This is a genomic window from Microbacterium sp. HA-8 (assembly GCF_046111165.1).
GTDB lineage: Bacteria > Actinomycetota > Actinomycetes > Actinomycetales > Microbacteriaceae > Microbacterium.
In genome coordinates this window covers 2287686-2309932 of the sequence record NZ_CP162025.1, presented here as the reverse complement: position 1 = coordinate 2309932, position 22247 = coordinate 2287686, and the positions used below count along the sequence as shown (strand labels likewise).

The 22247-nt window shown below is 69.4% G+C and carries 17 protein-coding genes; 4 read left to right on the top strand and 13 right to left on the bottom strand.

Annotated features, from left to right (window positions below):
* Nucleotides 1–21: 21 nt before the first annotated feature.
* Complete coding sequence (locus tag AB2L57_RS11030) at nt 22–714, top strand: trimeric intracellular cation channel family protein (protein ID WP_409047101.1); 693 nt, start codon at nt 22–24, stop codon at nt 712–714.
* On the opposite strand, the gene leuA is transcribed toward AB2L57_RS11030, so the two are convergent.
* A complete protein-coding gene (leuA, locus tag AB2L57_RS11025; RefSeq protein ID WP_409047100.1) occupies nt 715–2475 on the bottom strand; it encodes a 2-isopropylmalate synthase in 1761 nt (586 codons plus the stop codon). It lies immediately after the preceding gene.
* Between the two features lie 182 nt (nt 2476–2657).
* On the opposite strand from leuA, the gene AB2L57_RS11020 reads away from it, so the two are divergent.
* Nucleotides 2658–3269 (top strand): hypothetical protein, encoded by a 612-nt coding sequence (locus AB2L57_RS11020; RefSeq protein WP_409047099.1) that lies wholly within the window; start codon nt 2658–2660, stop codon nt 3267–3269.
* Here AB2L57_RS11020 and AB2L57_RS11015 read toward each other — a convergent pair.
* Complete coding sequence (locus AB2L57_RS11015; RefSeq protein WP_409047098.1) at nt 3264–3947, bottom strand: DEAD/DEAH box helicase family protein; 684 nt, start codon at nt 3945–3947, stop codon at nt 3264–3266. The two genes, AB2L57_RS11020 and AB2L57_RS11015, sit on opposite strands and share 6 nt — an antisense overlap.
* A gap of 268 nt (nt 3948–4215) precedes the next feature.
* Here AB2L57_RS11015 and AB2L57_RS11010 point away from each other — a divergent pair, with 268 nt between their 5' ends.
* The gene (locus tag AB2L57_RS11010) at nt 4216–5631 is read left to right on the top strand and encodes an HNH endonuclease signature motif containing protein (RefSeq protein WP_292813717.1); all 1416 of its coding nucleotides are present in this window, start codon (nt 4216–4218) and stop codon (nt 5629–5631) included.
* Between the two features lie 550 nt (nt 5632–6181).
* Here the strand turns inward: AB2L57_RS11010 and era are convergent.
* The 11 genes from era to lepA all read right to left on the bottom strand — a co-directional run bounded on the left by era (nt 6182) and on the right by lepA (nt 17195).
* Nucleotides 6182–7087, bottom strand: coding sequence for a GTPase Era (era, locus tag AB2L57_RS11005; RefSeq protein WP_292813714.1), 906 nt, complete (start codon nt 7085–7087; stop codon nt 6182–6184).
* Nucleotides 7080–8453, bottom strand: coding sequence for a hemolysin family protein (locus AB2L57_RS11000; RefSeq protein WP_409047097.1), 1374 nt, complete (start codon nt 8451–8453; stop codon nt 7080–7082). Before AB2L57_RS11000 ends, era begins: the two co-directional genes overlap by 8 nt.
* Entirely contained in the window at nt 8450–8920 is a 471-nt protein-coding gene (gene ybeY / locus AB2L57_RS10995) for an rRNA maturation RNase YbeY (protein ID WP_292813708.1), read from the bottom strand. The genes AB2L57_RS11000 and ybeY overlap by 4 nt, the downstream gene beginning before the upstream one ends.
* Nucleotides 8917–9942: a PhoH family protein gene (locus tag AB2L57_RS10990; protein WP_409048619.1), complete on the bottom strand. Its 1026-nt coding sequence runs from the start codon at nt 9940–9942 to the stop codon at nt 8917–8919. The genes ybeY and AB2L57_RS10990 overlap by 4 nt, the downstream gene beginning before the upstream one ends.
* Before the next feature lie 49 nt (nt 9943–9991).
* On the bottom strand, nt 9992–10342 hold the full coding sequence (locus tag AB2L57_RS10985; RefSeq protein WP_292813703.1) for an HIT domain-containing protein: 351 nt from the start codon (nt 10340–10342) through the stop codon (nt 9992–9994).
* Nucleotides 10343–10365: 23 nt separating this feature from the next.
* A complete protein-coding gene (locus tag AB2L57_RS10980; protein ID WP_292813701.1) occupies nt 10366–11103 on the bottom strand; it encodes a 16S rRNA (uracil(1498)-N(3))-methyltransferase in 738 nt (245 codons plus the stop codon).
* A complete protein-coding gene (gene dnaJ, locus AB2L57_RS10975) occupies nt 11103–12212 on the bottom strand; it encodes a molecular chaperone DnaJ (RefSeq protein WP_292813698.1) in 1110 nt (369 codons plus the stop codon). The genes AB2L57_RS10980 and dnaJ overlap by 1 nt, the downstream gene beginning before the upstream one ends.
* A 53-nt stretch (nt 12213–12265) precedes the next feature.
* On the bottom strand, nt 12266–13306 hold the full coding sequence (hrcA, locus tag AB2L57_RS10970) for a heat-inducible transcriptional repressor HrcA (RefSeq protein ID WP_292813722.1): 1041 nt from the start codon (nt 13304–13306) through the stop codon (nt 12266–12268).
* Between the two features lie 92 nt (nt 13307–13398).
* On the bottom strand, nt 13399–14619 hold the full coding sequence (gene hemW, locus AB2L57_RS10965; protein WP_292813695.1) for a radical SAM family heme chaperone HemW: 1221 nt from the start codon (nt 14617–14619) through the stop codon (nt 13399–13401).
* Nucleotide 14620: 1 nt separating this feature from the next.
* Nucleotides 14621–15271 (bottom strand): DUF1990 family protein, encoded by a 651-nt coding sequence (locus AB2L57_RS10960; protein ID WP_292813692.1) that lies wholly within the window; start codon nt 15269–15271, stop codon nt 14621–14623.
* A gap of 10 nt (nt 15272–15281) precedes the next feature.
* Nucleotides 15282–17195 carry a translation elongation factor 4 gene (gene lepA, locus AB2L57_RS10955; RefSeq protein WP_409047096.1) on the bottom strand — a complete coding sequence of 638 codons (1914 nt, stop codon included), beginning with the start codon at nt 17193–17195 and terminating at the stop codon, nt 15282–15284.
* Nucleotides 17196–17421: 226 nt separating this feature from the next.
* On the opposite strand from lepA, the gene AB2L57_RS10950 reads away from it, so the two are divergent.
* The gene (locus AB2L57_RS10950) at nt 17422–22188 is read left to right on the top strand and encodes an ExeM/NucH family extracellular endonuclease (protein ID WP_409047095.1); all 4767 of its coding nucleotides are present in this window, start codon (nt 17422–17424) and stop codon (nt 22186–22188) included.
* Nucleotides 22189–22247: the final 59 nt, after the last annotated feature.

The window sequence follows — 22247 nt, the reverse complement described above, 5'->3', positions numbered from 1 at the left end:
CGCGCGAGCGAGAATGGATGCGTGGACCAGCCCCTCTTCGTCATCCCGCTCTGGGCAGATCTCACGGCCGTCGGCCTGGGCGGTGTGCAGGGGGCGCTGTTCGCCTCCGGATTCCGCGGGCAGCGTCGACTCGATCTGCTCGGCGTCGCGATCATCGGCATCCTGATCGGCATGGGCGGCGGCCTCATCCGCGACCTGCTGCTCGGTCTTCCACCCTCGACGCTGCAGAGCAATTGGTACCTGCTCACGGCCACAGGCGCCGCGCTGGTCGGAATGCTCCTGGCCGGAGTTTTCCAGCGACTGAGCGCTCTGATCGTGGGGCTGGATGCCGTTGTCATCGGCATGTTCGGCGCCTTCGGCACCAGCAAGGCCCTCGCCGTCGGTCTGCCGCTCGTTCCCGCGGTCTTCGTGGGCGTGTGCGCGGCCGTAGGGGGATCGGTGCTGCGCGACGTGATCATGGGGCTGCCCGTCGCCATCATGCACGTCGGCTCGCTCTATGCCGTCGCCGCGGGCGCCGGCTGCCTGCTGCTAGCCGGCGCCGCGACGATCGGGGTGCCGATCGTGCCCGCCGCGATCGCCGGGATCGCGCTCACGGCGGTCATCCGCGTGCTGGCGGTGGTCTTCGACCTGTCGTTGCCCGAGCAGCGCGTGCTCTATCGCCGCCGTGTCGCGGCGGAGACCGGCGCCCTGCCGATCGTGCGGCGACCGGACTGATCAGACGGCGGCGAGGCGCGACTCGAGCTGACGCGTGCGGATCGCGCGGTTGACACCCGACACGATCGCCTTGAGGCTCGCGGTCGAGATGTCTCCGTCGATGCCGACGCCCCACAGGCGCTCGCCGTCGATCTGGAGTTCGACGTAGGCCGCGGCCTGAGCGTCGCCGCCGGCGCTGAGAGCGTGCTCGACGTAGTCGTACACGGTCACGTCGAAGCCCTGTGCGCGCACGACCTCGAGGAACGCCGCGACAGGGCCATTGCCGTGACCGGATGCCTCGAACCGCTCATTGCCGTCACGCAGCGTGACCTCGAGGGAGACATCGCCGCTCATGTCGCTCTGCGTGCGCGTCGCCAGCAGCTCGAACCGGCCCCAGCGCGAGTCGGCCTCGTCGGCCGGCAGGTACTCGTCGCGGAAGATGGACCAGATCTGATCGCTCGAGACCTCGCCGCCCTCGGCATCCGTCTTCGCCTGCACGACACCCGAGAACTCGATCTGGAGCTTCCGCGGCAGGTCGATCGCGTGGTCGCTCTTCAGCAGATAGGCGACGCCCCCCTTACCGGACTGCGAGTTGACGCGGATGACGGCCTCGTACGAGCGGCCCAGGTCCTTCGGATCGATCGGCAGGTACGGAACCGCCCACTCGAGCTCGTCGACCGAGACGCCCTCGGCCGCGGCCCGGGCATCCATCGCCTCGAAACCCTTCTTGATGGCATCCTGATGCGATCCGCTGAACGCGGTGAAGACGAGGTCGCCGGCCCAGGGGCTGCGTTCGGGCACGGGGAGCTGGTTGCAGTACTCGACGGTGCGCTTGACCTGGTCGATGTCGCTGAAGTCGATCTGCGGGTCGATGCCCTGCGTGAACAGGTTGACGCCCAGCGCCACGAGATCGACGTTGCCGGTGCGCTCGCCGTTGCCGAACAGGCACCCCTCGATGCGGTCGGCGCCGGCCATGTACCCCAGCTCGGCCGCGGCGACCGCGGTTCCGCGGTCGTTGTGCGGGTGCAGCGAGAGGATCACGTTCTCGCGGTGGTTCAGGTGACGACTCATCCACTCGATCGAGTCGGCGTAGACGTTGGGCGTCGCCATCTCGACCGTTGCGGGCAGGTTGATGATGACCTTGCGGTCGGGACGGGGCTCGAAGACCTCGAGAACCTGGTTGCAGACATCGAGCGCGAACTCCAGCTCGGTGCCGGTGTAGCTCTCGGGCGAGTACTCGTAGAGCACCTTCGTCTCGGGGATGCTCTTCTCGTGCTCCCGGCACAGGCGGGCACCCTCGAGCGCGATGTCGATGATGCCCTGCCGGTCGGTGCGGAACACGACCTCGCGCTGCAGGATGCTCGTGGAGTTGTACAGATGGACGATGGCCTGCTTGGCACCCGCGATGGACTCGTAGGTCCGGGCGATGAGGTGATCCCGTGCCTGGGTGAGCACCTGGATCGTGACGTCGTCCGGAATGAGGTCTTCGTCGATCAGCTGCCGGACGAAGTCGAAGTCCGTCTGGCTCGCGGAGGGGAACCCGACCTCGATCTCCTTGTAGCCCATCTTGACCAGCAGCTCGAACATGACGCGCTTGCGTTCGGGACTCATCGGGTCGATGAGGGCCTGATTGCCGTCGCGCAGGTCGACGGCGCACCAGCGTGGCGCCTGCGTGATCCGCGTGCTCGGCCAGGTGCGGTCGGGCAGATCGACGCGGATCTGCTCGTGATAGGGGCGGTACTTGTGCACCGGCATCCCCGAGGTCTTCTGGGTGTTCTCCATGATGTCGTCGCTTCTCTGATCGAACTGGTGGGGGCCAACGACAAGCTCCGCGACGAGAAAGGCCCTAGATCGAAGCCTCGTCGCGGCGGCTAAGGAGGAGAAGCCCGCGCAAACGCATGGGACCGATGGTAGCAGGGATGCGTCGACGTGAGACGATCCCGCGCGCCCTGACACTCCCGGGTATGAGCCGTTTCCTCGCCGCCGGCGCCCTGGCCACCGCATTCGTTCTCCTGCTCGTCGGCTGTGCGACAGCTTCTCCGGGCGGAGCGGTCGTGTGGGACGCGCCGTCGCCGCCCGCCGGCGAGGTGATGGCACAGGGCACCGTGATGGATGTCGGGGGCGCGGCCGAGCTGTGCCTCGGCCCGATCGCCGAGTCTTACCCGCCGCAGTGCAGCGGCATCCCGGTCGAGGGGTGGTCGTGGGACGGGATCGAGGGGTGGGAGACGTCGGGCGATGTGACGTGGGGCGCCTACGCCGTGCAGGGCAGGTACGACGGGTCGTCGTTCGCGGTGACCGGCGATCCGGTGATGCTCGCCCTGTACGACCCGATGGCACCGGCGGATCCGACGGGCGGCGAACCGGGAACAGCGGACGACGCCGAGGTGGCGGATATGCAGGATGCTCTGCCTGCACTGCTCGGCGACAGCCTGCTCGCCTCGTACCCCGAGAACGGATGGCTGTGGGTGGATGTCGTCTGGGACGACGGAACCCTGCAGGACGCGGCGGATGCAACCTACGGCGAGGGCGCCGTCGTGATCCGCTCGGCGATGCGGGCTGTTGCGGGCGGGTCATGAAGCCGCGCTCGATCGGCCGGGCGACGGGTGGCAGGAGATAACCGCCCGTGATCGCTTCATCGAGTTCGAATGCGTCGGTCGGCACGCCGTCCTCGAGCTCGAACAGCCGGGAGGTGTTGTGACGCGTCCTTCGGTGTCGTTGTCGTCGATCAGGTTCATGGTGGCGCTGTCGGTCAGATGCATCTTGAACGCGTGCGCTGCTTGACGGACCAGGGCGGTACGATCGGCGAGGAAAAGCACGCGCTTGGCCCAGTTGGCACGCTGCATCACGTCGACCAGCGCGATCGCTGTGCGCGTCTTGCCCGTCCCAGAGCCAGTGCTCGTAGCCGTTGATGGCATAGATGAGCGGACGCTGTCCGAACTCGCGCTCCAGGGCGTCGGCATGCCGGAGACCGGCCATTCGCGGTCGCGCTTCTCGTCGAGCTTCCGCCCCGCCTCGTTCAGGAGCAGATCGATGTAGAGCTCTCGGTCCTTCGCCTCGTTCTGCGCCTGAAGACGTTCGAGGTCGGCGCGCGCGGATGACGACGCCCGCGAGCGGCGGAGGAACGAGGGAGGGATCTCACGCGGGCGGCGCGAATCCCGATCGCCGTAGGAGTGCGCGAGCCACAGCAGCACCTGATGGAGCTGCTCGAGCGAGGACAGCGCACGGTCGATCGGTACGGGGGCCTCCTTGTGCACGGCGTCGTTGCCGATCGTGCGGATGACGTCGAGCTTGAGAGTGACGGGGCGGCCGGCGGCCGCGGTGAACTCTATGGCGCGTGAGAGCCCGGCGAACGACGAGTCATAGGGGCGCGGGAGCGCTTCTGCGTCGTAGATCCAGCCGGTGAAGAGCTCGGCAGAGTCACTGAATCAGCAGCGACGTTGATCGGATGTTCTTCGGGATTTCTCTTCTGGACTGGGGTAATCCGGGGTTCGAATGTCGGTGGCCCCCGGCAGAATTGTGGGTATGGACGCACTGCTCGAACACCTCCAAGAGGTCATCGAGCCCGTACGCGACCGGGTGCGATCCGCCCTCGGCGAGGGTGGTGTGCTTCACGCGTCCGATGACCAGATCATGCGTGCGCTCGCTCTGGCTGCCGAGCTCCAGAGGGTGACGGATGCCGTCCTCGTCGAGGCGACGGGCGAGGTGGCCCGCCGGTCGGTGCAGCGCGACCGGGAACTGCGGATGACGTCCCGATACGGGTGCCATGACGTGAGCGAGCTCGTCCAGCGCACCACGCGCCTGGCACCGGCGACCGTGGGGCGGCTGCAGCGGGGGGCGAAGCCGGTGCGGGTGCGGGAGGCGTTCAACGGCGACCCCCTGCCACCCCTGCTCCCCGCGATCCGCGCGACGCTGATGGACGGCACCATCGGGCTGGACGGACTGCTCGCTGTCGCCGGGCCGTTGGATGCAATGTCGGACCGGGTCCCGCTCGATGACGTGCGGATGGCAGACGCCGTGCTGGCTGCGGAAGCGCGCGGTGAGGGACCGGCTGCCGCTCCCCCGGCGACTGCGGATCAACTCCGCGTGCAGGCGCAGGTGTGGTGCGCGGCACTCGATCAGGACGGCGCGGAGCCCCGCGAAGCACGGGCACTCCGCCTGCGGGGCCTCACGTTGGGCCGCACCACCGATGGCGTGGTGCCGATCCGCGGCGCAATGCTGCCCGAGATCGCCGCACAACTGCAGTTCGCCTTCGACGCGATCACCTCGCCACGCGTGCGCGACGGTGAGGGGTCGGTGATGTTCCGGCCCTCCGACGAGATCACCCCTGATGACGGGACGGATGGGCGGACCCGTGCGCAGAAGATGCACGACGCCCTGGCGACCGTCCTCACCGTCGCCGCGTCCAGCAGGCTCCTTCCGACGATCGGCGGCGCCGCCCCAACGCTGGTCGTCTCGGTGCGCGCCGAAGACCTCCTCACCCAGAACGGGTGGGCGCACGTCGAAGGCGCCGACGAACCCGTCTCACGCGCCGCCGCACAGCACGCCGGCTGCGCCGGCGTCATCCAACGCGTCATGCTCGGCCACAACGGACGCATCCGCAAGATCGGCACCGAAGAACGCATCTTCAACCGCCACCAACGCCGCGCCATCGCCCTCCGAGACGGCGGCTGCATCATCCCCGGATGCGGGGTACCGGCGGGCTGGTGCGAAATCCACCACGTCACCGAACACTCCCGGGGCGGCCCGACTCACACCGACAACGGCGTCCTGCTGTGCTGGTACCACCACCGCCACCTCGACCACCACGGCTGGCGCATCCGCATGAACCACGGCGTCCCCGAAGTGCTCGCCCCCACCTGGATCGAAGGCCGACCCACCTGGCGCGCCGCCACCGCCTCGAAGACGAGACTGCTCGACCGGGTCGTCAGACGCACGTGAATCGCGGGCGATGTCGGAGCCCCATGATCAACTGCGCGACTGGCCATCCGCCGGTGGCGCACAGCGGCATCGCGTCAGGCCCGACGAAAGAGCATGATCATGTCCGACAGCACACTCGACAGCACGCCCGACGACGACGCCCAGCGCCGCACCAACCCCGCCGAAGGCGCGTACGAGCGCGAGTCGGCTGGAGCCCGGCACATGCCGTGCGACGTCGTCGACCGACACCTGCTCTTGGTCGATCTACCGCTCGGGCGACGGACAGGACTTCATGTCGAAGCACTGCGGCGACTGGACGAAGGTCGACTGATTCCCGATGCGGGCGGCCGGGGAGCCTCGGCCGCCCGCCGCTCGCTGCATAGGTGGGCTACAGCTCTCCGCGGAAGGCGCGGTGCAGGAGGGAAAAGGAAGTCCCCGCTTCGAAGGAAGTACTTCACCCGGTCCGCAGCCGAAACATCTGCACGGCTCCACCCGGCGAGTCGAAGCCGACCTGACGGTTCAATCGCATCCGTTCGCAAGTAGGGGTTCGAACCCGACCGACCGGCCGACCCTAGAACCCGAGGCGCCGCAGTTGCTTGGGGTCGCGCTGCCACTCCTTCGCGACGCGCACGTGCAGGCTCAGGAAGACACGCGTGCCCACGAGCGGCTCGATCTGCGCGCGGGCACGAGCCCCGACATCCCGCAGCCGCGAACCACGGTGGCCGATGATGATCGCCTTCTGACTGTCGCGCTCGACGACCAGGTCCGCCCAGATATCGGTCAGGTCCGAATCCTCGCGCGGTGCCATGTCCGAGATCGTCACCGCGATGGAGTGCGGCAGCTCGTCTCGCACACCCTCGAGAGCGGATTCGCGGATGATCTCGGCGATGCGGTCCTCGATCGACTCGTCGGTCACGACACCCGCCTCGTACAGGGCCGGACCCGGGGGCATGAGCGCGAGCAGCTCGTCGGAGAGCACGTCGAGCTGATCGTCGGTCAGCGCAGAGAGCGGGATGACGGCCGCCCAGTCCTCGCGGAGGGCATCGACCTCGAGCAATCGCTCGGTGATCTGGTCGCGGCCCGCCGCGTCGGTCTTGGTGACGATCGCGACCTTCTTCGCCCTGCCGTATCCGTCGAGGGACTCGGCGATTCGCCGGTCGCCCGGGCCCACCTTCTCGTCGGCGGGGACGCAGAAGCCAATGACATCGACATCGCCGAGCACCTGTTCGACGAGATCGTTCAGGCGCTGGCCGAGAAGTGTGCGGGGCTTGTGCAGTCCAGGGGTGTCGACGACGACGAGCTGACCCGCGGGACGGTTGACGATGCCCCGGATCGCGCGGCGCGTCGTCTGCGGCTTGTCGCTCGTGATGGCGACCTTCTCGCCGACGAGGGCGTTCGTGAGCGTCGACTTTCCCACATTGGGCCGACCGACGAAGGTCACGAAGCCGCTGCGGAATTCTTCGGAGTCCTCAGTCACGCGATTCTCCTCGGCGTTTCTTGCTCTCGCGCGACTCTCGCGCCTCTCTGCCGTCCACGGTCGCGATCTCGCCCGTCGACAGCGCGAGGAATGCCTCCTCGGCGGCGGCAAGCTCGGGCGTCGCCTCCACGAACACCGTGCTGATGCCGCGCCCGCGCCCCCGCGAGGCGCCGCCGGTCATGCGGATGCCGCTGTGCGTGGCCTGCGCACCCGGCTGCGGCACTCGACCGAGCGCCTTGCCGAACAGACCACCGACCGAGTCGACGTCATCGTCCTCGAGCTCGATGTGGAAGAGATCGCCGAGGTCGTCCAGCGAGAGCCGGGTGCTCACGCGGTACTGCCCGGGGGCCAACTCGACCACTTCGTTCTGCGGCAGATCGTACTCGTCGGCGATGTCGCCCACGAGCTCCTCGATGAGGTCCTCGAGGGTCACGAGTCCCGCGATGCCGCCGTACTCGTCCACGACCATGCACACGTGCACCGCGTCCCGCTTCATCTGCGCGAGAAGCGTCGAGGCCATCATCGATTCCGGCACGAACACCGCGGGGCGCGCGATGCCGCGCACGCCGTGCATGCGCCAGCCATCGACCGCGCCGAAACTGAACTGCACGAGGTCCTTGAGGTACAGCATCCCGACCACGTCGTCGTCATCGCCCTCGACGAGGGGAAGCCGCGACACACCCGTGCGCAGCAACAGCGCCATCGCCTCGTCGGACGATGCCCCCGCGTCGAGGGTCACCATGTCGGTGCGCGGGATCATCACCGCACGGACGAAGGTGTCGGTGAAATCGAACACCGAGTGAATGAGCTCGCGGTCCTCGTCCTCGATGAGGTCGGCCTCGACCGCCTCGTCGACCATGCTCAGCAGCTGCTCTTCGGAGGCGAAGGGGGCGGCGCTGCGTCCCCCGGGTGTCGAGCGGTTGGCGGCCGCGACGAGCGCATTCGCCAGGGGTCCCAGGATCACGCGGACGAAGCGGATGATCGGCGCGCAGGTCTTGAGCAGCCCCGTCGCGTGCTGACGCCCGACCGAGCGCGGGCTCGCGCCGACGAGCACGAAGCTCGCTCCCGTCATCAGCACGACCGCGGCCAGCATCGCCCACCAGATCGACCCGAAGATGATCGTCAGCGCCGTCGTGACGAACACTGCGGCGGCGGTCTCGGCCAGGATGCGGATGAAGACGACCGCGTTCGTGTGCGCATCGGGCTGTTCGGCGATGCGGCGCAGAGACCGCGCCGTCCGCGCGCCCACTGACCAGTCGACAAGATCGCCCCGGGACGTCACGCCCAACGCGGCCTCGAGAGCGGCCATCAGTCCCGCGAAGGCCACGAGCACCGCCGAAGCGATGATCAGCAGAAGCGGCGTCATGCGCGGCGCCGGCGACGCTCACGCATCGCGAAGCCCACCAGCAGCTCCTTCTGCAGACCGAACATCTCGCGCTCTTCGTCGGGTTCGGCGTGATCGAAGCCGAGCAGATGCAGCAGCCCGTGCGTCGTGAGCATGAGCAGCTCGTCTTCGGTGGACTGCCCATTGTCGCGCGCCTGGGTCTCGGCCACCTGCGGGCACAGCACGATGTCTCCGAGCAGGCCGGGCGGGGTGGGCACATCCTCGGTGCCGGGCCGCAGCTCGTCCATCGGAAAGCTCAGCACGTCGGTGGGCCCGGGCTCATCCATCCACTGCACGTGCAGCGCCTCCATCGCGCCCTCGTCGACGAGGATGATCGCGACATCCGCCTCGGGACTGACGTGCAGCTCGGCGAGATGGTGCTCCATGAGACGCAGCAGCTTGGGCTCGTCGACCGTGAACCCGGACTCGTTGGTGATCTCGATGGTCATGAGCGGCCTCGCTTGGGCAGGCGGTCCTTCGGACCGAGGGGTCGGGTCGACGAGCGGCGTTCGGCGCGGTTCGCGAACTCGGCCGCCTGCTCGCGCTCGTGCCGCGCCGCCGCGCGCTGTTCGTCGAACGCGCTGTAGGCATCGACGATCTTGCCCACCAGAGTGTGGCGCACGACGTCCTCGCTCGTGAGGCGCGCGAAGTGGATGTCGTCGATGCCGTCGAGCACCCGGGTCACGAGCCGCAGGCCGGAGCTGCCGCCGGGAAGGTCGACCTGCGTGATGTCGCCGGTGACGACCATGCGCGTGTTGAAGCCGAGCCGTGTGAGGAACATCTTCATCTGCTCGGGCGTGGTGTTCTGCGCTTCGTCGAGGACGACGAAGGAGTCGTTGAGCGTTCGACCGCGCATGTAGGCCAGGGGCGCCACCTCGATCGTGCCGGTGGCCATGAGCTTGGGCACGATCTCGGGATCCATCATCTCGTTGAGCGCGTCGTAGAGAGGGCGCAGATAGGGATCGATCTTGTCGTTGAGCGTGCCCGGCAGAAATCCCAGGCGCTCGCCCGCCTCGACCGCGGGGCGGGTCAGGATGATGCGGCTGACCTCCTTGCGCTGCAGCGCCTGGACAGCCTTCGCCATGGCCAGGTAGGTCTTTCCCGTACCTGCCGGACCGATGCCGAACACGATCGTGTTGAGCTCGATCGCGTCGACGTACGCCTTCTGTCCGAGGGTCTTGGGGCGGATCGCCCGCCCACGGGAGGTCAGGATGGCCTCGCCGAGGACTTCGGAGGGGCGCTGACCGTCTCGGCCGAGGATGCGCGCCGACGAGGAGACGTCGGTGGGTCCGAGAGCGTGGCCCGACTTGGTCATGGTCAGCAGCTCCTCGACGAGGGTGCGCGCCGCCGCGACGGCCTCGACTGTGCCGCTCAGCGCGATCTCGTTGCCTCGCACGTGCACGTCGACATCGGGGTGCTCGCGCTCCACGACCCGGAGCAGGCGGTCCTGCGGGCCGAGCAGCTGCACCATCGCCACGCCGTCGGCGAGGAGACGCTCGGTGACGATCTCGGAATCGGCGTCAGCCACCGAGGCTCCCCTCTGCGAGGCCGCCGCCCAGCACGTGCGCGTGCACGTGGAAGACCGTCTGGCCCGCCTCGGCGCCCGTGTTGAACACCAGCCGGAAGTCACCGCCCGCGTGCTGCGCGGCGAGGGTGTTGGCCACACCGACGACCTCGGCCAGCAACCCCGGATCGCCCGCGGCGAGCTCGACCACGTTGCGGTAGGTCTGCCGCTTCGGGATCACCAGCAGATGCACGGGCGCCTGCGGAGCGATGTCGCGGATCGCGAAGACGTTCTCGGTCTCGGCGATGATCTCGGCGGGGATGTCGCCGTGGAGGATCTTCGTGAAGATCGAGGGTTCGTCTGACACCACGCCAGTCTACCGAGGCCGACTCACCAGCGGCCGAGGGCGGCGCTGACGACCGCCAGCGCGGCGGGTCCGGCCGTCGAGGTGCGCAGCACCGTGTCCCCCAGTCGCACCGTCCGCGCTCCCGCCCGCTGCAGCCGTTCGAGCTCCTCGGGCGCGATCCCGCCCTCGGGTCCGACCACGAGAAGGATGTCGCCGCGCTCTGCCGCGATGGCCTCGAGCGCGGTGAGGGGCTCGTCGGCGGTGGGTTCGAGCACCAGCACGAGGGAGATCGCGGCGCGGGAGGCGAGCTCGGCGGTCGTGACGGGATCCTCCACTTCCGGCAGCCACGCGCGATGGGCCTGCTTGGCAGCCTCGCGCGCGATGCTCTGCCAGCGCGCGACGCCCTTGACCGCCTTCGCCGCGTCCCACCTCGAGATGCTGCGCGCAGCCTGCCACGGCACGATCGCATCGACGCCCAGCTCCGTCGCGGACTGCACCGCCAACTCGTCGCGGTCCCCCTTCGCGAGGGCCTGCACGAGCACGACCCGTGGATGCGGGGGCTCGACGAATCGGCGCGAGTCGACACGCACGACGACCTCTTTCGGCGACACCGCCTCGCACTCGCCCTCGAGCCAGACACCGCGCCCGTCTCCGACCGTGACCTGTTCGCCGACGCGAACGCGGCGCACCGCCGCGGCGTGGTGCGCCTCGGCACCCGTCAGGACGACGGCATCCCCCACTTCCGAAGAACCGGCGCCGTCCTGCACGAAGTGCAGCGGCATCAGCCGTTCCGGAACCGGTCGCGGAGCTTGGCGAACACACCCTGGTGGAAGTGGGCGAGCTGGGGCGCGGGCGCCTTCGTGCGCTTGCGCAGCTCCTCCACCAGTGCCCGCTCCTTGCCGTCGAGCCGGGTGGGCGTGACCACCTGCACGCCCACGCGGAGGTCACCGCGCTGCGATCCCCGCAGCGGAGTGATGCCGCGGCCCTTGATCGTCAGCACATCGCCGGCCTGGACACCGGGACGCACCTCGAGCTCGACGGGGCCGTCGAGGCTCTGGATCGTCGTCGTGGTGCCGAGGATCGCGTCGGGCATCGACACCTCGAGCGTCGCGAGCAGGTCATCACCCTCGCGGCTGAACACCTCGTTCGGAGCCACCGACACCTCGATGTACAAATCGCCGTGCGGACCGCCGGCAGGGCCGACCTCGCCCGACCCCGGCAGCTGCAGGCGCAGCCCCGTCTCCACGCCCGAGGGGATGTCGAGCGAAACCGTGCGGCGCGAACGGACGCGCCCCTGACCCTGGCAGGTGGAGCACGGGTACGGGATCGTCGTGCCGTACCCCTGGCAGCTGGCGCACGGCTGGTTGGTGACGACGTTGCCGAGAAGGCTGCGGACCGTGCGCTGCACGTGTCCACTGCCGCGGCAGATGTCGCACGTCACCGGCTGAGTGCCGGGCTGACAGCAGGATCCCTGACAGGTCTCGCACAGCACGGCCGTGTCGACCTCGAGGTCGCGGTGGGTGCCGAAGACGACATCGGCCAGTTCGAGGGTGACTCGCACGAGCGCGTCCTGACCACGCTCACGGCGCGACCGGGGACGCGCACCCCGCCCCCCGCCCGCGCCGCCGAAGAACGTCTCGAAGATGTCGCCGAAGCCGCCGAATCCCCCGGCGCCGCCGAAGGCCTGATCGCCGCCCACGTCGTATTTGCGACGCTCCTCGGGGTTGCTGAGCACGTCGTAGGCGTGCGTGACCAGCTTGAAGCGTTCGGACGCATCAGCCCCGGGGTTCACATCGGGGTGCAGCTCGCGAGCGAGCCTGCGGTAGGCCTTCTTGATCTCTTCGGTGCTCGCGTCGCGCGCGACACCCAGCACCTCGTAATGGTCAGCCACATTCGCCTTTCACAGGTAGCGCCCGCCGACGCGGGCGCGGCGGGCGGGGCGCGTCAGCGCCGGTTCTCGTCTTCGTCGAGCAGTCGCGACAGGTAGCGGGCGACGGCCCTCGCCGTCGCGAGGTTGCTCGGGTAGTCCATGCGGGTCGGCCCCAGCACCCCCACGCGGGCGACGGTGCCGGAGGTCTCGTAGTCGCTCGTCACGATGGATGCCTCGCCGAGACCCCACGGCTCGTTCTCACGACCGATGCTCGCGGCGAGCCCCTGCGAGTCCGCGACCATCTCCGTCATCAGTCGCAGCAGCGTGACCTGCTCCTCGATCGCCTCGAGCAGCGGATAGATGCTGCCGCGGAAGTCGGACTCCCGCCGCGCGAGGTTTGCGGCACCCGCCATCAGGAGGCGATCCTGGCGGAACTCCTCCAGCTCCTCGGAGACGACGTGCGCGATCTGCAGCAGGGCAGCCTCCACGGGCGCGGGAGCCTGCTGCGGCACGGAGCGCAGCGCATCGACCCGGTCGGAGGCATCGCCCACCGGCATCCCGGAGATCAGGGTCGTCACCCGCGCGCGCAGGATCGGGATCTCGTCGTCGCCGAGCGGCGCCGAGAGGCCGGCGATGCGCTGCGAGACCCGGCCCGTGTCGGTGACGATGATCACGAGCAACCGCGTCGGGGCCAGACCGACGAGCTCGACGTGCGTGATCGTCGCGCGCGCGAACGAGGGGTACTGCACGATCGCGACCTGACCGGTCAGCTGCGAGAGCACACGCACAGTGCGGGCGAGCATGTCGTCGAGATCGCCCGGGTCTCCGAGGAAGGTGGAGATGGCGCTGCGCTGGGCCGGCGAGAGGGGCCGCACCTCGGCGAGATGATCGACGAACACGCGATAGCCCTTGTCTGTGGGCACGCGCCCCGAGGAGGTGTGCGGGGCCGCGATGAGCTCTTCGTCCTCGAGCAGCGCCATGTCGTTGCGGATCGTCGCGGCCGAGACGCCGAACGCGTGCCGATCCACGATCGACTTGCTGCCCACCGGCTCGTGGGTCTCGACGTAGTCCTGCACGATGGCACGGAGCACCTGCAGTCCGCGTTCGCTGACCATGGCTCCCCCTCCGGATGCTGGCACTCGAGAAGTCTGAGTGCCAATTCTAGCCCGACCCGGGAAGGGCCCGCGCGAGGCGCAGCGGGACCGGGTCAGTCCGCGACGAGGGCGCGGACCACGGCGTCCGCGAGAAGCCGACCCCGCAGTGTCGGGCGCACCAGCCCGCCGAGCGCCGCGGCGGGGTCCACGAGGCCGTCCGCGATCAGGCCCGCCACGGCGCGCCGGCCCGACGGCGCCAACGAATCGAGCGGCAGGCCCTCGCTGATCCTGGTGCGAAGCAGCACGCGCTCGAGTTCTGCGGTGGCAGGATCCGGCCGCTCCCGGGCGGCGGCGGGAGACGTGTCGGCGGCGAGACGCTGCGCGTACGCGGCGGGGTGCTTCACGTTCCACCAGCGCACGCCGGCGACATGACTGTGGGCGCCGGGGCCGAAGCCCCACCAGTCGCCGCCCCGCCAGTAGCCCAGGTTGTGCTCCGAGCGGGCGTGCGGATTTCGGGCCCAGTTGCTGATCTCGTACCAGGAGAACCCCTCGGCGGACAGCATCCCGTCGGCGAGCTCGTACATGTCGGCCTGCAGGTCGTCGTCCGGCGCCTCGAGTTCACCGCGGCGGATGCGCCGAGCCAGCGGAGTGCCGTCTTCGACGATGAGCGCATACGCCGACAGGTGATCGGGGCGCAGCGCGAGGGCGGTCTCGAGCGATCGCTCCCAGTCGGCCAGGGACTCCCCCGGCGTGCCGTAGATCAGGTCGAGACTGACATCGAGCGAGGCTTCGCGCGCCGCGGCCACGGCGGTGGCGACGTTGCGCGGGTCGTGGGTGCGGTCGAGGGTCGCGAGGACGTGAGGCACGCTGGACTGCATGCCGATCGAGACCCGGGTGACCCCGGCCGCGGCCAGGGCGTCGGCGACATCGCGGCTGAGCGTGTCGGGATTCGCCTCGACCGTGATCTCGGCGCCCGCTTCGACGCCGAACGCCTCGCGCACACCGTCGAGCATGCGCGCGAGGTCTCCCGGCGGCAGCAGCGTCGGCGTGCCCCCACCGAAGAAGACCGTGTGCACGGGGCGGCTGTCGGTCACCGCGTCACGCACACGGCGCGCCAGGGCGACCTCCTGCAGCACCGTGTCGGCGTACGCGGCCTGGGTCGTACCGCGCAGCTCCGTCGCGGTGTAGGTGTTGAAATCGCAGTAGCCGCATCGCACGCGGCAGAAGGGCACGTGCAGGTAGACGCCGAACGGGGCGCGGGCGTCGACGGCGACGTCGGCGGGCAGCAGACCGTCGGCCGGAGCGGGATCGCCCGGGGGAAGAGGACCGGCCACGTCAGGAGGGTGTGCTGTACATCGGTGAGATGGCGCGCAGGTAGCCGGTGAACAGGGCCTTGCGCCGACGGCGGGTGAGCCCCGGCAGCACCCGGTGGAGCAGACCGGTGGGCGCATCGAACGCGCGGACCGTGAACCACACCTCATCGTTCGTGCGCCAGTCGAGCATGAACGACTCCTCGCCACTGACCACCGATCCTCCGACCGTGCCGAGGGCGAACCCGATGCGCCGCGGCTCCTCCACGACGAAGATCACGCGCAGCTCGGCATCCGCCTTCATCCCGCCGGCCCGGCCTCGTACGTGCACGGTCGTACCCGCGCCGACGAACGGCGTGCCGTCCGCGTCGAAGCGCTGCTCACTCTCACTGCGGGCGGGGGCGACCGGGTTGCCCTCGTCATCGAAGCCGACACCGGTGTACATCGGACCGGCCGCGGGACGCACATCCGACAGGCGCAGACCCGCGCCCTTCAGAGCCGCCCACGAGAGCAGGGACTCGCCGGCGGAGTGGAACCTCGCCTCACCCGAGCCGATGCGCAGCGTCTCCTCGGCGGGGATGCTGCGCTCGGGCGGAAAGTGCATCAGGTCGGCCGCTTGGGTTGCCCCGACGGCCGCGTAGTCGACGGTGTCATCCCGGAAGCTCCCGCGGCGCATGCGCTCCACCCTACTTCGCCTTCGCCTCGACATCCCCCGACAGCGCCGCGATGAAGGCTTCCTGGGGCACCTCGACGCGGCCGACCATCTTCATGCGCTTCTTGCCTTCCTTCTGCTTCTCGAGCAGTTTGCGCTTGCGGCTGATGTCGCCGCCGTAGCACTTGGCGAGGACGTCTTTGCGCATGGCGCGGATCGATTCGCGGGCGATGATGCGCGCGCCGATCGCGGCTTGGATGGGCACTTCGAACTGCTGGCGGGGAATGAGCTTCTTGAGACGCTCGGTCATCAGCACACCGTAGGCGTAGGCCTTGTCGCGATGGACGATCGCGCTGAAGGCGTCGACCGCCTCGCCCTGCAGCAGGATGTCGACCTTCACCAGGTCGGCCTCCTGGGAACCGCTGGGCTCGTAGTCGAGCGACGCATACCCGGCCGTCTTGGACTTGAGGTGGTCGAAGAAGTCGAACACGATCTCACCGAGCGGGATCGAGTAGCGGATCTCGACGCGGTCCTCGCCGAGGTATTCCATGCCCAAGAGCGTGCCGCGCCGCTGCTGGCACAACTCCATGATCGTGCCGACGTAGTCCTTCGGCGCGAGGATCGCGGCCTTGACCATCGGCTCGGTGACGCTTGCGATCTTGGTGCCAGAGGGGAATTCGCTCGGGTTCGTGACCGTGAAGGTCTTCTTGTCATCGGTCATCACCTCGTACGTCACGGACGGCGCCGTCGAGATGAGGTCGAGACCGAACTCGCGCTCGAGCCGCTCGGTCACGATCTCGAGGTGCAGCAATCCGAGGAACCCGCAGCGGAAACCGAAGCCGAGGGCGACGGATGTCTCGGGCTCGTAGTTGAGCGAAGCATCCGACAGCTTCAACTTGTCGAGCGCCTCGCGCAGCACCGGGTAGTCGCTGCCGTCGATGGGGTACAGCCCCGAGAAGACCATGGGCTTCGGGTCGGTGTAGCCGGGCAGCGCCTCTTTCGAGGGCTTGGCGGCGTTGGTCACCGTGTCGCCGACCTTGGACTGGCGCACGTCCTTCACGCCCGTGATCAGGTAGCCGACCTCGCCCACGCCCAGACCCTTCGTCGGGGTCGGCTCCGGCGACGAGACGCCGATCTCGAGCAGCTCGTGCACGGCGCGCGTCGACATCATCTGGATGCGCTCGCGCGGACTCAGCGCCCCGTCCACGACCCGCACATAGGTGATGACGCCGCGATACGAGTCGTACACGGAGTCGAAGATCATCGCGCGCGACGGCGCCGTCGGATCACCCTGCGGCGCGGGGATCTGCTCCACCACCCGGTCGAGCAGATCCTCCACGCCCATGCCGGTCTTGCCGCTGACCCGCAGCACATCATCCGGGCTGCCGCCGATGAGGCTGGCGAGTTCGCGCGCGTACTTGTCCGGGTCGGCGGCGGGCAGATCGATCTTGTTGAGGACGGGGATGATCTGCAGGTCGTTCTCGAGGGCCAGGTAGAGGTTGGCGAGGGTCTGCGCCTCCATGCCCTGCGCCGCGTCGACCAGCAGGATCGCCCCCTCGCAGGCGGCGAGTGAACGGCTGACCTCGTAGGTGAAGTCGACGTGGCCGGGGGTGTCGATCATGTTCAGGGCGAACGTCTCGGCGCCGGTCCCTGAGCCCGAGCCCCCGGTCCCTGAGCCCGAGCCCCCGGTCCCTGAGCCCGTCGAAGGGACCGTCCACGGCATGCGCACGGCCTGGCTCTTGATGGTGATGCCGCGTTCGCGCTCGATGTCCATGCGGTCGAGATACTGGGCCCGCATGTCGCGGTCGGCGACGACCCCGGTGATCTGCAGCATCCGGTCGGCGAGCGTCGACTTGCCGTGGTCGATGTGCGCGATGATGCAGAAGTTTCGGATGCGCTCGGGCGGCGTGGCGGCGGGCTCGAGGGGCGTGAGGGCGCGGGGAGACATATCCGCTCGATTCTACGGCCCCGCGCACGCGCCCACCGGTCGATCGTCGCGGCACTTTAGACCGTGGATGCGGGGACACGCCAGCTTGCAGGATGTAAACAGTCGATGAGAGTTTGTTAACCATAAAGACACTTGCGCGGCGCCCGGACTGCAAAGAATGCTCAGAGTGCGGTCGGTCCCCGCGCGGCTTCCCCAGAGTCGCGCCCGTGCCGCTTCGGAGACGCTCGTGCCACAGCAGACACCCCCTGCCTCCCCGTCAGCCTCGACCCTGGCGCCCGCGCTCCGGGGTCGCGCCGCGCTCGCCGCCTCTCTCGCGGCGGTGACGGCATTCGCCGCGGTGGGGCTCGCGCCCGCCGCGCAGGCCGCGGTGAGCACCGATGCCCCGGTCGTGATCAACGAGGTCTACGGCGGTGGGGGCAACTCCGGCGCGACGTTCACCAACGACTTCGTCGAGCTGGTCAACGTCACAGACCAGCCCGTGTCGCTCGAGGGTTGGACGGTGCAGTACGCCTCCTCCGCGGGGGGCAGCTGGCAGCAGACGGCCCTGACGGGCTCGATCGAGCCCGGGGGCTTCTATCTGGTGCAGCACGCGCAGGGCTCGGGCGGGACGACCCCGCTGCCGACGCCGGATGCCACCGGGTCGATCGCGATGGCCGCGGGGTCGGGCAAGGTGGCCCTGGTCTCCGAGGCGACGCCCTTGAGCGGCGCCACCGGCGTCGCCGGCACTGCGGAGAGCGTCGTGGACTACGTCGGCTATGGCTCGGCGAGCGACTTCGCGGGATCCGGCGCGGCGCCCGCGCTGAACAACAGCACCAGCGCGACGCGGGACGAGACGCACACCAACACCGCCGACAACGCGGCGGACTTCACGGCCGGCGCGCCCACCCCGATGGCGTCCGGCACGACGCCGGAGGAGCCAGAAGAACCGGAAGAGCCCGTCGATCCCGAGGAGCCACAGGACCCCGTGGTCGTGGCGATCGATGCGATCCAGGGCACCGGTGCCGAATCCCCTCTCGCCGGGCAGACCGTCACCACGGAGGGTGTCGTCACCGCGCATTACCCCACCGGCGGTTTCCGCGGCTACGTCATCCAGACCTCCGGCACCGGCGGCGCGATCGACGCCGCAGCGCACACGGCATCCGACGCCGTCTTCGTCTACGCACCCGGGGCCGAGGGCGAGGTCGCCCTGGGCGACACCGTGCGCGTGACCGGCGTCGTGAGCGAATTCAACGGCCTGACCGAGCTGACCGTCGCACCCGGCGCGGCCACGGTGCTCGCCGACGCGCCCGCACCGCTGCCCGCAACCATCGGCTGGCCGACGACCGATGCCGAACGCGAGGCCCTCGAATCGATGCTCATCGCTCCCCAGGGCGAGTTCACGGTGTCGAACACCTACAGCACGAACCAGTACGGCGAGGTCGGCCTCGCTGCCGGCACCACACCGCTGCGCCAGCCCACGGACGTCGCACGCCCCGGCTCCCCCGAGGCCGCTGCCGTCGCCGCCGACAACGCCGCACGTGCGGTGATCCTCGATGACGGCGCGTCCATCAATTTCCTCTCCGGAGCCAACAGCGCGCTGACCCCGGCCTACGTCTCGCTCGTCGAACCGGTGATCGTCGGCGCGGCCGCGACCTTCACCGAGCCCGTGATCGTGGACTGGCGCAACGGGTCGTGGAAGCTCAACCCCACGAGCGCGCTCACCGCGGACGGCAGCGGCGCCGACGGCGTGACGTTCGAGAACACCCGCACCTCCGCCCCCGCGGCGGTGGGAGGCGATGTCAGCGTGGCCTCGTTCAACGTGCTCAACTACTTCACCACCCTCGGCGACGAGGGCGCGACGTGCGTGCCCTACACCGATCCGTCGGGCGACCCCGTCTCGGTGCGCGAGGGATGCGACCAGCGCGGGGCCTGGGAGGATGCCGACTTCGAGCGCCAGGAGTCCAAGATCGTCGATGCGATCGAGGCACTGGATGCCGCGGTCGTGGGTCTGATGGAGATCGAGAACTCCGCGGCGCTCGGCGAGAGCGTCGACGAGGCGACGGCGACTCTCGTGAACGCCCTCAACGCGGCCGCCGGTACCGAGAAATGGGCGTTCGTGCCCTCCTCGGACGAGCTGCCCGCAGCATCCGGTCAGGACGTCATCACCAACGCGATCATCTACCAGCCCGCGCTCGTCGAACGCGTCGGCGACTCGCGCGCGCTCGGCGACCAGAGCGAGAGCGGCGAGGCGTTCCAGAACGCACGCGAGCCGATAGGGCAGGTCTTCGCGCCCACCGACGGCGGCGCCGAGTTCCTGTTCGTCGTCAACCACTTCAAGTCGAAGGGCTCGGCGGGTCCGTGGCCGGGTGACGTCGATGCCGGCGACGGTCAGGGCAACGCGAACGAGTCCCGCGTGCGTCAGGCGACTGCGCTGCGCGACTGGGTCGCCGAGATCCAGGGCGACACCGAGGCCGTGCTGCTGGCGGGAGACTTCAACTCCTACGGCCAGGAGGATCCGCTCCAGGTGCTCTACGAGGCCGGCTACACCGGCGCCGAAGCGGCCTTCGACATCGACACCTCGAGCTACTCCTTCTCGGGTCTGGTCGGCTCGCTCGATCACATCCTCCTCAACGACGCCGCACTGTCCCGCGCGACCGGCGGCGACATCTGGAACATCAACTCGGGCGAGTCGGTCGCGCTCGAGTACAGCCGCTACGGCTACCACGGCACGCTCTTCCACGAAGAAGGGCCTTACCGCTCCTCCGACCACGACCCCGTGATCGTCGGCCTGAGCGCCGAAGCGGCTCCTGTGGAGTTGACGCTCCTGGGCATCAACGACTTCCACGGTCGCATCGACGCCAACACCGTCGCCTTCGCCGGCACGATCGAGCAGCTGCGCGCGCAGGCAGAGGGGCCGACGCTGTTCCTCTCCGCCGGCGACAACATCGGCGCGTCGCTCTTCGCCTCCTCCGTCGCGCAGGATCAGCCGACGATCGACGTGCTGAACGCGCTCGACCTGCAGACATCCGCGGTGGGCAACCACGAGTTCGACCGCGGATTCGCCGATCTGACCGGACGGGTGACCGACGAGGCGGACTTCTGGCACCTCGGCGCGAACGTCTACGAGGTCGGCACCGAGACGCCGGCACTCCAGGAGTACGAGCTCATCGAGGTCGACGGCATGACCGTCGGCGTCATCGGCGCCGTCACCGAGGAGACTCCGGCACTCGTCTCCCCCGCGGGCATCACCGACCTCGACTTCGGTGATCCCGTCGCCGCCGTCAATCGGGTGGCCGGGCAGCTCAGCGACGGCGAGTCGTCCAACGGCGAAGCCGATGTGCTGGTCGCGATGTATCACGAGGGCGCGGGCGCCGGAACGCCCGACGGATCCTCGCTCGAGCAGGAGCTGGCCGCCGGCGGCGTGTTCGCCGCCATCGTGAACGACACGGATGCCGACGTCGACGCCATCTTCACCGGCCACACACACAAGGAATACGCGTGGTCCGCCGAGATTCCGGGCACCGACCGCACCCGACCGATCGTCCAGACGGGCTCTTACGGGGCGCGGATCGGCAAGATCACGCTCTCCCTGGACGCGTCCTCCGGAGCGGTGCTCTCGCACACGCAGGAGAACGTCGCACGCACGACCGCACCGGCGGCCGACCTGATCGCGGCATACCCCCGCGTCGCCGAGGTGGAGGCGATCGTCGCCCAGGCCCTCGCCGACGCCGCCGAGATCGGCAACACCGCCGTGGCAGAGGTCTCGGACGACATCACCACGGCGTACTCCGGCGGCGCATTCGTCGACGGCGTGTGGACGGGTGGGACGCGCGATGACCGAGCCTCGGAATCGGCTCTCGGAAACCTCGTCGCCACGTCGATCCGCGACTCGCTCTCCGCCCTGCCCGGCGGTGCACAGATCGGCGTGACCAATCCGGGGGGCCTGCGCGCCGACCTGTTCGACACGCAGGCGGAGTTCGGTGCGACCGCGGTGCCGGGCATGCCGGATGGAACGGTCTCGTTCTCGCAGGCCAACGCGGTGCTGCCGTTCAACAACACGATGGCGCTCGTCACCCTCACCGGTGCGCAGTTCACGACGCTGCTCGAGCAGCAGTGGCAGCGGGACGCGGCCGGCAACGTGCCGAGCCGGCCCTATCTGCAGCTGGGACTCTCCGACAACGTCACCTACACCTACGATCCGAACCTCGCCGAGGGATCGCGGATCACGTCGGTCACGATCGACGGCGAGCCGCTCGATCCCGACGCCGAGTACCGGATCGGCACGCTGTCGTTCCTGGCCACGGGCGGCGACAACTTCCGCGTCTTCACCGAGGGCACGGACTACGTCGACACCGGCCTGCTGGACTACGAGGCATGGGTGGACTACCTCGCCGACTCCTCGCCCGTCGAGCCCTCCTACGCCAAGCAGGCGGTTTCGGTGCAGGGTGTGCCGGACGCGGTCGAGGCCGGCGCCGAGGTGTCGTTCTCGGTTTCGGGAGTGAACATGACCAGTCGTGGCGCCCCCGAGGTCACCGCCCTGACCGTCACCCTCGGCGGCCAGACCCTCGCCACGGTGCCGGTCACGGCCGGGGCCGCCACGGTCGCCGTCACGGTGCCCGCGGGCACGGCAGCGGGCGCCTCGGCCCTGGTTCTGACGACGGATGCCGGCGGCACATCGGTGACGGTCCCGCTCACGATCGAGCAGCCCGTCCCGCTGGTCACATCGCGCACGACGCTCGTCGCCCTGCCGCCCGTGCACATCAACGGCCTGCTGCACTCGCGCCTCATCGCGTACGTCTCGCAGTCCGAGGGACGCGCCGAGGGCACGGTCGTGTTCCGCGAAGGCGACCGTGTCGTCGCCGAGGTGGCGCTCACGCGCGCAGGGTTGGCCGCCACCACGCTGCCCCGGCTCTCGCGAGGCACACACCGCTACACGGCCGAGTTCGTACCCGCTGACCCGGGCGCGGTCGAGGGGTCGACCAGCCGCACGGTCGGTGTGCGCGTGCTCTTCTAAGAACCGCTCCGCCGGATCGGCCCTCGCCCGCGTCGGGCGGGGGCCGCTCCGCGTCGGGG

Excerpts from the sequence above, each read along its gene's own strand:
- AB2L57_RS11020 (WP_409047099.1), top strand. The coding sequence starts at position 2,658 with ATGAGCCGTTTCCTCGCCGCCGGCGCCCTGGCCACCGCATTCGTTCTC.
- lepA (WP_409047096.1), bottom strand. The coding sequence starts at position 17,195 with ATGTCTCCCCGCGCCCTCACGCCCCTCGAGCCCGCCGCCACGCCGCCC.
- AB2L57_RS10960 (WP_292813692.1), bottom strand. The coding sequence starts at position 15,271 with ATGCGCCGCGGGAGCTTCCGGGATGACACCGTCGACTACGCGGCCGTC.
- ybeY (WP_292813708.1), bottom strand. The coding sequence starts at position 8,920 with ATGACCATCGAGATCACCAACGAGTCCGGGTTCACGGTCGACGAGCCC.
- leuA (WP_409047100.1), bottom strand. The coding sequence starts at position 2,475 with ATGGAGAACACCCAGAAGACCTCGGGGATGCCGGTGCACAAGTACCGC.
- AB2L57_RS10990 (WP_409048619.1), bottom strand. The coding sequence starts at position 9,942 with ATGGTGCAGCTGCTCGGCCCGCAGGACCGCCTGCTCCGGGTCGTGGAG.
- AB2L57_RS11000 (WP_409047097.1), bottom strand. The coding sequence starts at position 8,453 with ATGACGCCGCTTCTGCTGATCATCGCTTCGGCGGTGCTCGTGGCCTTC.
- AB2L57_RS10980 (WP_292813701.1), bottom strand. The coding sequence starts at position 11,103 with ATGCCGCTGCACTTCGTGCAGGACGGCGCCGGTTCTTCGGAAGTGGGG.
- hrcA (WP_292813722.1), bottom strand. The coding sequence starts at position 13,306 with ATGGTCAGCGAACGCGGACTGCAGGTGCTCCGTGCCATCGTGCAGGAC.
- AB2L57_RS11010 (WP_292813717.1), top strand. The coding sequence starts at position 4,216 with ATGGACGCACTGCTCGAACACCTCCAAGAGGTCATCGAGCCCGTACGC.